Origin of the sequence: Variovorax soli NBRC 106424 (assembly GCF_001591385.1) — a bacterium.
Lineage (GTDB): Bacteria > Pseudomonadota > Gammaproteobacteria > Burkholderiales > Burkholderiaceae_C > Variovorax > Variovorax soli.
Genome location: NZ_BCUU01000139.1, coordinates 1 through 10,600, shown reverse-complemented (window position 1 = coordinate 10,600; position 10,600 = coordinate 1). Strand labels below are relative to the sequence as shown.

8 protein-coding genes and 1 pseudogene are annotated in these 10,600 nt (G+C 68.8%); 6 read left to right on the top strand and 3 right to left on the bottom strand.

What is annotated here, in order from left to right:
* The 3 genes from VSO01S_RS24490 to VSO01S_RS24480 all read left to right on the top strand — a co-directional run.
* The coding region (locus VSO01S_RS24490; RefSeq protein ID WP_153305414.1) for an HlyD family secretion protein at positions 1 to 712 on the top strand (712 nt) is incomplete at its 5' end.
* Between the two features lie 10 nt (positions 713 to 722).
* Positions 723 to 1,733, top strand: a complete 1,011-nt coding sequence (locus VSO01S_RS24485; protein WP_068645388.1) for a DUF2955 domain-containing protein — start codon at positions 723 to 725, stop codon at positions 1,731 to 1,733.
* The gene (locus tag VSO01S_RS24480) at positions 1,730 to 2,062 is read left to right on the top strand and encodes a potassium channel family protein (RefSeq protein WP_218002377.1); all 333 of its coding nucleotides are present in this window, start codon (positions 1,730 to 1,732) and stop codon (positions 2,060 to 2,062) included. The genes VSO01S_RS24485 and VSO01S_RS24480 overlap by 4 nt, the downstream gene beginning before the upstream one ends.
* Before the next feature lie 4 nt (positions 2,063 to 2,066).
* Here the strand turns inward: VSO01S_RS24480 and VSO01S_RS24475 are convergent, their stop codons facing one another.
* Positions 2,067 to 3,656, bottom strand: coding sequence for a glucan biosynthesis protein G (locus tag VSO01S_RS24475; protein ID WP_084242095.1), 1,590 nt, complete (start codon positions 3,654 to 3,656; stop codon positions 2,067 to 2,069).
* A 214-nt stretch (positions 3,657 to 3,870) separates the two neighbouring features.
* On the opposite strand from VSO01S_RS24475, the gene bglX reads away from it, so the two are divergent.
* A complete protein-coding gene (gene bglX / locus VSO01S_RS24470; RefSeq protein WP_068645389.1) occupies positions 3,871 to 6,153 on the top strand; it encodes a beta-glucosidase BglX in 2,283 nt (760 codons plus the stop codon).
* 15 nt (positions 6,154 to 6,168) lie between these two features.
* Here the strand turns inward: bglX and VSO01S_RS24465 are convergent.
* Together VSO01S_RS24465 and VSO01S_RS24460 are read right to left on the bottom strand one after the other, a co-directional pair.
* A pseudogene (locus VSO01S_RS24465) lies at positions 6,169 to 7,150 on the bottom strand (Bug family tripartite tricarboxylate transporter substrate binding protein).
* Positions 7,151 to 7,252: 102 nt separating this feature from the next.
* The gene (locus VSO01S_RS24460; RefSeq protein ID WP_068645387.1) at positions 7,253 to 8,338 is read right to left on the bottom strand and encodes a tartrate dehydrogenase; all 1,086 of its coding nucleotides are present in this window, start codon (positions 8,336 to 8,338) and stop codon (positions 7,253 to 7,255) included.
* 122 nt (positions 8,339 to 8,460) lie between these two features.
* On the opposite strand from VSO01S_RS24460, the gene VSO01S_RS24455 reads away from it, so the two are divergent.
* Together VSO01S_RS24455 and VSO01S_RS28205 are read left to right on the top strand one after the other, a co-directional pair.
* A complete protein-coding gene (locus VSO01S_RS24455) occupies positions 8,461 to 9,384 on the top strand; it encodes a LysR family transcriptional regulator (protein WP_068645386.1) in 924 nt (307 codons plus the stop codon).
* Between the two features lie 282 nt (positions 9,385 to 9,666).
* The coding region (locus VSO01S_RS28205) for an ESPR domain-containing protein (RefSeq protein WP_218002376.1) at positions 9,667 to 10,600 on the top strand (934 nt) is incomplete at its 3' end.

The following is a 10,600-nucleotide window of genomic DNA, read 5'->3' as shown; positions in this document are numbered from 1 at the left end:
GCGCGACGCCAGCCGGCTCGAGCGCCTGCACGCCGAGGACCCCGGCGCCATCTCGGTGCGCCGGCTCGAGATCGCCCAGTCCACGCGCGACGAGTCGCGTGCCAAGGTCAGCCGGGCCGAGGCCGACCTGCGCAAGGCGCGGGAGGGCGCCGGCGACAGCGGCGAGAAGAACGCGCAGCTGCAAAGCGCGCGCGCGGCGGTGGAGAAGGCCGAGCTGGACCTGGCGCGCACCCGCGTGCTCGCGCCGGCGCGCGGCAAGGTCACCGACCTGCGCACCGACACCGGCCTGTTCGCCCAGCCCGGCGCGCCGCTGATGACGCTGATCGCGATGCACGACCTGTGGATCAGCGCCGAGATGACGGAGAACAACCTCGGCAACATCGACCCCGGCGACGAGGCGGCCATCGTGCTGGACGTGCTGCCCGGCCAGGTGCTCAAGGGGCGCGTTCGCAGCGTGGGCCGCGGCGTGAGCAGCGGCAAGCCCGGTTCGCCGGGCACGCTGCCCACCGTGGAGAACAGCCGCGACTGGCTGCGCCAGGCCCAGCGCTTTCCGGTGGCGGTGGAGCTGGACCCGGCCGAGCTGGGCCGCCTGCGCGGCGTGCAGGTGGGCGGGCAGGCCGACGTGCTGGTCTACACCGGCGACAACCCGGTGATGAACGCGCTGGGCGCGCTGTACATGCGCGTCATGAGCTGGCTGTCGTACCTCTATTGACGAGCCGACTATGACGCGCGGCGACAAGGCAAGCCTGCGCCTGGCCCTCGGCCTGGGCCTGGCGACCTTCGTCGCCTACGGCCTGGCGCTGCAGGCGCCTTTCGTCGTCTGCGTGATGGCGGTGCTGGTGCTGTGCAAGCCGGGGCCGCCGATGCCGCTCATCAAGGGCGCCATCGTGGCGCTCGTCTTCGCCGCGCTGGTGGCCGCGGGCGTGCTGATGGTGCCGCTGCTGGAGCACTATGCGGTGGCCGGCGTGCTGCTCACGGCCGTGGTGCTCTACACGGTGTTCCATGCGGGGCAGAAGGGCAGCGGGGCACTCGTCACGCCGCTGGTGCTTTCGTTCGCGATGATTCCGGTGGCGGGCGTGGCCGAGCAGGCGCTGGTGCCGCTGCTCAGCGTCACGCTGGCGGCCGGGCTGGTGGTGGGCACGCTGGTGAATGCGTTGTTCAGCGCGCTCTTTCCCGATCCGCCGCAGGCCGCGCAATCGGTCGCGCCGCGCGCCGCTTCGGACACGACGGCCGCATGGATCGCCCTGCGCGGAACGATCATCGTCATGCCGGTGTTCGTGCTGGCGCTCACCAACCCGTCGTTCTACCTGGCCGCGGTCATGAAGACGGCGATGCTGGGCCAGCAGGCTGGCGAAACGCATGCGGGCGCCGCGGGCCGCGAGCTGGTGGGCTCCACCCTGATGGGCGCCTTCATCGCCATGCTCGCGTGGCTGGGGCTGTCGTTGTGGCCCAGCCTGTGGATGCTGGTGCTGTGGCTGATGGCCGCCGCGCTGTGGGCGGGCTCGGCCATGTTCGGCGTGCGGCGCACGCGCTTTCGGCCGTCGTTCTGGAGCAATGCGCTGGTGACCGCGCTGATCCTGCTGGGCCCCGCCATCGAAGACAGCGCCAGCGGCAAGAGCGTGATCGAAGGGGCGGTCATGCGCACGGGCCTGTTCGTCGGCGTGGCCTTCTACGCCACCGCCACCGTGTGGGTGCTGGAGCGGTGGCGAACTGTGCGGGAGCTTGCAAAATGAAGACATCGAGAATCATCCGGCGCCGTTTCATCCGCGACCTGTGGCGCGGGCTGGGCATCATCTGGCCCGTGGTGTCGGCGCTGCTGGGGTTCATGGCACTGCTGGGCCTGGCGGTGGCCGGGCTGGAGCGCTGGCCGCTGGGCGACGGCCTCTACTTCGCCTTCGTCACCGGCCTCACGGTCGGCTATGGCGACCTGGTGCCCAAGAGCGGGGCCGCCCGGGCGCTGGCCATGTTCATTGGCCTGTGCGGCATCGTGCTGACCGGCTTCGTGGTCGCCGTCGCGGTCGAGGCGCTGCGCGCGGCCGTGGCCGGCGCGAGCGACGACTAGCGCTTCAGCGCTGGGTTGCGGCAGTCGATGCCGGGGTCGGGGCCGGTGCTGCGGCCGCAGCCGCGGCCTGCGGATGCGGCGGAATCTGGAAGCTCCAGGTCTCGCTGATCGCCTTGTCGCCCTGGGCAAGCGCGGCGCGCAGTTCGGTCGGCTGCGCCGGGTCCTTCACCTTCACGCGCAGCGTCAGCCGCCAGCCCTGCGTCACCGGGTTGGGCTGCAGCGAGCTTTCGATCAGTTGCGCATTGCCGTTCACGCTCACCTTCGTCTCCGGCGCGGTGCCCGGCGGGAGCTTCGCCAGCACGGGCCCTTCGAAGTCGACCATCAGCGCGGTGCTGCCGTCGGCCTGGCGGATCAGGTTGGGCTGGTACTGCTCGCTTTCGGTCTGGAAGGTCTGGCGCACCCAGGCGTTGTCGGCCGCGTGCAGCGCGCGCTCGTCGGTGGTCCAGTGCATGCGGTAGGCAAACTGCATCTGCTTGCCCTTGGTGGCCGGCTCGTCGGGCGTCCAGAAGGCGACGATGTTGTCGTTGGTCTCGTCCGCCGTCGGAATCTCCATGAGCGTGACCTTGCCCTTGCCCCAGCTGCCCTGCGGCTCGATCCAGGCGCTGGGGCGCAGGTCGTAGCGGTCCTTCAGGTCTTCGTAGGCGTGGAAGCTGCGCCCGCGCTGCAGGAGGCCGAAGCCCTTGGGGTTCTCGACCTGGAAGCTGCTGATGGCCACCGCGCGCGGGTTGTTCAGCGGGCGCCAGATCCACTCGCCGTTGCCGGCCTGGATCGCCAGGCCGTTGGAGTCGTGGATGGCCGGACGGAAGTTGCGCAGGTGCTCGGGCCAGCGCTGGTTGGGCCCGTACAGGAACATGCTGGTGAGCGGCGCGATGCCGGGCATGGGCACGTTGTCGCGGTAGATGATGTTGGCCTGCACATCCAGCGTGGTGTCGCGCCCCGGCGTGAGGATGAACTGGTAGGCCCCGGTGGCGCGCGGCGAATCGAGCAGCGCATACATCACCAGTTCCTTGTCCTGCGGCGCGGGGCGGCGGACCCAGTACTCCTTGAAGCGCGGAAACTCTTCGGCGCCCGGCGGCGCGGTGTCCAGCGCCAGGCCGCGGCCCGACAGGCCATACACCTGCCCCTTGCCGATCACGCGGAAGTAGCTGGCGCCCAGCAGGCTCATCACCTCGTCCCACTTGCCGGCCTGGTTGATGGGATAGAGCACCCGAAAGCCGGCGTAGCCCAGCTTGCTGGTGGCGTTCTTGTCGAAGCTGAGGTTGCCGAAGTCGAAGCGCTCGGCCTCGTAGCCGATCTCGCGCACCTCGGTGCCGTTGATCTCGTTGATGCGCACCGGGGCATTGAACTGCATGCCCTGGTGATAGAAGTTCAGCCGATAGGGCGTGCCGAGCTCGCGCCACTCGAAGCGGTCCTGCCGGGGCTGGATCTTCATGTAGTCGGCGAACTGCATGTTGGCGAACACGGGCGGCAGGTTGCTCACCGGCGCCTCGTAGGGCTTGGCGGCCAGCGCGCGTGCGCGCTCGGTCACGTCGTCGAGCGAGAACGTGCGCTGGGAAGAGAACCACTGCGCGCTGGCGCTGAAGGGCAGGGCCATCAGCAGGCCAAGCAGGGCAGGGGCGAGGAAAAAGCGCGGGCGCGATGCGCTCCGGCTGGGGCGTGCAAGGCGAAATGACATGGAGCGGCAAAGCTTAGCATTGGCCGGCCGGCAGCCCTGGACATTGCCCGGCGCACCGAAGGGCCAACGTTAAGATGCCCCGAAGAAATCCCCAAGGAGCCGATTCTTGTCGCCGTTCAAGTTGTCTTCCGTGATGGCCCTGGTGGCCAGCACGCTGGTCACCCCGTTGGCTTTTGCCCAGCCCAATCCTTCGTTGCTGAGCAACAAGAAGGCGTTCATCGCCGATCTTCTGCGTCAGATGACGCTGGAGGAAAAAGTAGGACAGCTTCGCCTCATCAGCATCGGCCCTGAAATGCCGGCCGCGGAACTGGCGCGAGAGGTGGCCGCGGGCAAGGTGGGCGGCACCTTCAACTCGGTCAACCGCAAGGAGCAGCGTCCGCTGCAGGAGGCGGCGGTCAAGCAAAGCCGCATGAGGATTCCGATCTTCTTCGCCTACGACGTGGTGCACGGCCACCGCACTTCCTTCCCCATCGGCCTGGGCCTGGCGTCGAGCTGGGACATGGAAGCCGTGCGCAAGGTGGCGCGCGTGGCGGCGGTGGAAGCCAGCGCCGACGGCATCGACATCACCTGGTCGCCCACGGTGGACATCGCACGCGACCCGCGCTGGGGCCGCACCTCCGAGGGCTTCGGCGAAGACCCATACCTGGTGTCGCAGCTGGCGCGCAGCATGGTGCAGGGCTTCCAGAACGGCTCGCCCGCCAAGGCCGACAGCATCATGTCGTCGGTGAAGCACTTCGCGCTGTACGGCGCGGTGGAAGGCGGGCGCGACTACAACGTCGTCGACATGAGCCCCATGCGCATGTACAACGACTACCTGCCGCCCTACAAGGCCGCCATCGACGCGGGCGCGGGCGCCGTGATGATCGCGCTGAACACCGTCAACGGCGTGCCGGCCGCGGCCAACAAGTGGCTGCTGCAAGACCTCTTGCGCAAGCAGTGGGGCTTCAACGGCCTGACGGCGAGCGACCACGGCGCCATCATCGAACTCACGCGCCATGGCGTGGCCAGCAACGAGGAAGAGGCCGCCAAGCTGGCCATCGAGGCCGGCGTGGACATGAGCATGGCCGACCAGGTCTACGGCAAAGTGCTGCCCCAGCTGGTGCGCTCGGGCAAGGTCAAGCAGAGCGACGTGGACAACGCGGTGCGCGAGGTGCTGGGCGCCAAGTACGACATGGGCCTGTTCCACGATCCGTTCCTGCGCATCGGCAAGGCCGAGGACGATCCGGCCGATCCGAAGGCCGACAGCCGCCTGCACCGTCCGCAGGCCCGCGAGATGGCTCGCCGGTCGCTTGTTCTGCTGGAAAACAAGAGCAGGACGCTGCCCCTGAAGAAGAGCGCCACCGTCGCGCTGGTCGGCCCGCTGGCCGACGCGCAGGTGGACATGATGGGCGTGTGGTCCGGCCAGGCCGTGACGGCGCAGACCGTCACGCTGCGCACCGGCATGGCCAATGCGCTGCAAGGCCAGGGCGGCAAGCTGCTGTATGCGCGCGGCGCCAACGTCACCAACGATCCGGCGCTGGTCGAGTACCTCAACTTCCTGAACTGGGATGCGCCCGAAGTCACGCAGGACCGCCGCTCGCCCCAGGCCATGATCGACGAGGCCGTCGCGACCGCCAAGCAGGCCGACGTGGTTGTGGCGGCGGTGGGCGAGGCGCGCGGCATGTCGCATGAGTCGTCCAGCCGCACGCGGCTCGATCTGCCCGAGAGCCAGCAGGCGCTGCTCAAGGCGCTGAAGGCCACCGGCAAGCCGCTGGTGCTGGTGCTGCTCAACGGCCGCCCGCTCACGCTGAACTGGGAGCGCGAGAACGCCGATGCGATCCTGGAGACCTGGTTCGCCGGCACCGAAGGCGGCAATGCCATTGCCGACGTGCTCTACGGCGATGCCAACCCCTCGGGCAAGCTGCCCATCTCGCTGCCGCGCTCGGTGGGCCAGGTGCCCACCTACTACAACCATCCGCGCCTGGGCCGGCCCTTCACGCCAGGCAAGCCCGGCAACTACACCTCGCAGTACTTCGACGAACCGCAGGGTGCGCTCTATCCCTTCGGCTATGGCCTGAGCTATACCGACTTCGCGCTCGGCGACCTCACGCTGTCGAGCCCCAGCATGCAGCGCGGCGGCAAGGTGGAGGCCAGCGTCACCGTTACCAACACTGGCGACCGCGCCGGCGAGACCGTGGTGCAGCTCTACATCCAGGACCTGGCCGCCTCGGTCGTGCGGCCGGTGAAGGAGCTCAAGGACTTCCAGAAGGTGATGCTGCAGCCCGGCGAGAAGAAGACGGTCCGCTTCGACGTCACCGAGGACAAGCTCAAGTTCTACAACGCGAAGCTCGAGTACGCCGCGGAGGCGGGCAAGTTCAACGTGCAGGTGGGGCTGGATTCGCAGGCCGTGAAGGAAGCGAGCTTCGAGCTGCGCTGAGCCAGCGGCCCGGCATCACTCGATGCTGACCTTGGCCTCCTTCACCAGCTGGGCGTACCTGGCGGTGTCGCTCCTGATCCGGGCGGCCATCTGCTCGGTGGTGTCGCCCACGGGTTCGGCGCCCACGTCTTCCATGCGCTTCCTGAACTCGGGCGACTGGATGATCTTCACCATCTCGGTGTTGAGCCGGGCCACCACGTCCCCGGGGCGTGTCCTTGGGTGCCAGGATGCCGAACCAGGTGCCCTGGTCGAAGCCCTTGAGGCCCGCCTCGGCCAGGGTCGGCACATCGGGCAGGGTGCTGGAGCGCCTGGCGGTGGTCACGGCCAGCGCGCGCAGCTTGCCGCCCTTGATGTGCTGCACCACCGGCGTGAGCGTGTCGAAGGACATGTCCACCTGGCCGCCCAGCAGGTCGGTTGTCAGCGGGGCGCTGCCTTTGTAGGGCACGTGCAGCAGTTCCACGCCGGCAAGCGCCCCGAACTGCGTGCCGATCAGGTGCTGCACCGTGCCGTTGCCGTTCGAGCCGTACGACAGCTTGCCCGGTGCGGCCTTGGCTTGCGCGACGAGGCCCTTCACATCCGTGGCCGGGTTCTTCGCATTCACCACCAGCACGTTGGGCACGATGGCGATGGTGGTGATGGGCACAAAGCTGGTCTCGAAGTCGTAGGGCAATTTCTTGTAGACGCTGGTGGCGATGGTGTGGTGCACCGCGCCCATCAGCAGCGTGTAGCCGTCGGGCCGAGCCTTGGCCACATAGTCGGCGCCCACCGTGGCGCCCGCGCCAGGCTTGCTTTCGATGACCACCGGCTGGCCCAGGCTCTGCGAGAGCTTGTCGCCGAGCGATCGGGCCAGCACGTCGGAGCTGCCGCCTGGCGGGAAGGGAACGACCAGGTTGATGGGCTTGGCCGGCCAGGTCTGGGCCGCCACGCCGGACGCGGCCAGCACCCATGCAATGGCGGCCAGGGCGGTGGCGCTGCGCCGGGTGATGCGGATGCTCATGCTTGTCTCCTTGGGTCTTGTGTCTTCTGTCTTGCAGGCTTGCAGATGTGCACTTGCCCGCCCGTACCGGGCCGGGGCACAGGTGCGATGGGCGAGACCCGCTCAGGCGGCCTTGCGCGCGGGCGCGGCTGCGAGCAGTGCGCAGACCGCCTCGGTCACGGCCGCGGTCGTCGCGTTTCCGCCCAGGTCGCGCGTGTGCAGCGCGGGGTTGGCCGTGACCTGCTCGACGGCCGCCATCACGCGGGCGGCGGCCTGGTGCTCGCCCAGGTGTTCCAGCAGCATCACCACCGACCAGAAGGTGCCCACCGGGTTGGCCAGGCCCTGGCCCATGATGTCGAAGGCCGAGCCGTGGATGGGCTCGAACATCGAGGGATAGCGGCGCTCGGGGTCGATGTTGCCGGTGGGGGCAATGCCCAGGCTCCCGGCCAGCGCGGCGGCCAGGTCGCTCAGGATGTCGGCATGCAGGTTGGTCGCCACGATGGTGTCGAGCGTGGCCGGCTTGTTGACCATGCGCGCCGTCATGGCGTCGACCAGTTCCTTGTCCCACTTCACGTCGAGAAACTCGGCGGCCACCTCGCTGGCGATCTGGTCCCACATCACCATGGCATGGCGCTGCGCATTGCTCTTGGTCACCACCGTGAGCTGCCTGCGCGGCCGCGACTGGGCCAGGCGGAAGGCGAAGCGGATGATGCGCTCCACGCCGGCGCGGGTCATGATCGACACGTCGGTGGCCACCTCGATCGGGTGACCCTGGTGCGCGCGGCCGCCCACGCCGGAGTATTCGCCTTCGGAGTTCTCGCGCACGATCACCCAGTCCAGGTCCTGCGGCCCGCAGCGCTTGAGCGGTCCATCGATGCCGGGGAGGATGCGCGTGGGCCGCACATTGGCGTACTGGTCGAAGCCCTGGCAGATCTTCAGGCGCAGGCCCCACAGCGTGATGTGGTCCGGAATGTGCGGATCGCCGGCGGAGCCGAACAGGATGGCGTCCTTGTCGCGCAGGGCGTCCAGCCCGTCGGCCGGCATCATCACGCCGTGCGCGCGGAACCAGTCGCCGCCCCAGCCGAAGTCCTCGAACTCGAAGCCGAAGCCGCTGCCTGCGGCCACGGCCTCCAGCACCTGGCGGCCCGCCGGCACCACCTCCTTGCCGATGCCGTCGCCGGGAATGGTTGCGATCTTGTACGTCTTCATGCTGCCTGCTCCGTGATGAGAAATGCGTGATGCGATGGACGAACTGTAGAAATGCAACGGGCGTTCGGATCGGCGCTAAAGTGAATCCATCGTTAACCTGGATTCAAGAATGAGGAGGCCGCATGGCCAGTGGAATTGCGCCGGCCGACCTGGGATTCTTCTCGGCCATTGCCAGCGCGGGCAGCCTGAGCGCTGCCGCGCGCGAACTGGGCGTGACCACCCCGGCCGTGAGCAAGCACCTGGCGCAGATGGAAAGCCGCCTGGGCTTGGCGCTGGTCAACCGCACCACGCGGCGCATGAGCCTGACGCCCGAAGGCGAGCTGTACCTGCAGCATGCGCGGCGCATCCTGGCCGAGATCGACGGCATGGAGCAGATGCTGGGCGTGGGCAAGGCCACGCCGCAGGGCCTGCTGCGGGTGAATGCCACGCTGGGCTTCGGGCGCAGCCACGTGGCGCCGCTCATCTCGAAGTTCGTCAAGCGCCATCCGCAGGTGCAAGTGCAGCTGCAGCTGTCGGTGAATCCGCCTGCGCTCACCGACGACACCTACGACGTCTGCATACGTTTCGGCGCGCCGCCGGATTCGCGTGTGATCGCGCGCCACATTGCACCCAACCGGCGGCTGCTGTGCGCCTCGCCCGCCTATCTCGCCAGGCACGGCGTGCCCAAGGTGCCCAACGACCTCACACGCCACAACTGCATCGGCATCCGCCAGGGCGAAGAGGCTTATGGCGTTTGGCGCCTGTCCAGCGGGCGCGGCCGCTCGGCCAGGACCGAATCGGTGAAGACGCGCGGCAACCTCACCACCAACGACGGCGAGATCGCCGTGTCGTGGGCGCTGGAAGGGCATGGCGTGCTGATGCGCGCCGAATGGGACATCGAGCGCTACCTGCGCAGCGGCCGGCTGGTGCAGATCCTGCCGCAGTACTTCACGCCCGATGCGGATGTGTACGCCGTCTACCCGCAGCGCCACCAGCTGGCCGCGCGGGTGCGGGCCTTCGTGGATTTCGTGGCGGCGGCGCTGGGTCGGGAGAAGCTGGCGGCTTGACCTCGCCGCTCAGTCGGGCTTGATGCCGGCGCGCGCATGCCGTGCCTAGCGCCGGATAGCCAGGAAATTTGACACACAAGCTGACAACATTTTGGCGGATGCACGCGGGTTATGCCCATAAAGAACTAGCTCGTTGGGCATGCGACGCAATTTTGCAAACCAAAGTATGTTTCAAATGTTTATCATGTAATGTAAAAGGTTACAGCGGTTCCTGCCGCCCATGGACCGCGCGACGTGCCCGGGGACGCGTCGAATGCCCTTTCTTCATTGAGAACATTTGAGATGAACACCATTCACCGAACCGTCTGGAACCATGCCCTGGGCGCCTGGGTCGCCGCCCCTGAAACTGCCCGCAGCCGCCGCAAAGGCGGCGTTGTTGCCAGGAGCGTCGCCGTGCCGGCTGCGCTGGCCGCGGCCCTTTGGACGGGTGCGGCGCCCGGCTGGGCGGCGGGCGGTGCCGGCGGCGTGCCAGCGGACCCCAACTTCGTGTACCACGGCGGCGCCGGTGGAAGTGCCGGCTCCGGCGGCGAAGGGGCCTTGAACAGCCAGGATATCGGGGCCAGCGGCGGCTCGGGCGGATCCGCGACCTCCTCCGGTGTGACCGACGGCGGCGATGCCGTCACGGGCAGCTTTCCGGGCGGCACGGCCACGGCGGGCCAGGGGGGCAACGCAGGCAGCCTGCCGGGCCAGGATGGTGAGCCGGGCCAGTCACTGGCATCGCCCGACGGTTACGGCGGGGGCGGGGGCGCCGGCAACCATGGACGCGCCTCCATCGGCGTCGGAAGTGCGGATATTTCAGGGCCGGTGAACGGCGGGAACGGCGGCGCGGGCGGGAATGGCTACTGGGCAGCCGGCGGCGGCGGCGCTGGTGGATACGGCGCGCTGGTGACCATCACCTCGGCTCCGGGCGTTCAGCCGACTGTCAGTACGCAGGGGCTTGTCGCCGGCGGCGCGGGCGGCAAGGGCGGCGATGCGTCTTCGCAGGCCGGCGGCGGCGGAAGCGGCGGTGCCGGCATCTGGGTGGGCTTCGATTCGACACCCGGCGTGCTTTCCAATGGTGGAACGCTCGCTGGCGGCGCCGGCGGTGCCGGCGGCGCGGAAGTGCCCGGAGACCGCTATAACGCTTCGGGCGGCGGCGGCGGCGAGGGCGGCGCAGGGGCGGTGGTGAACGGCACCGCCACGGTGAACAACAACAACGGCCTGATCGCGGGCGGCG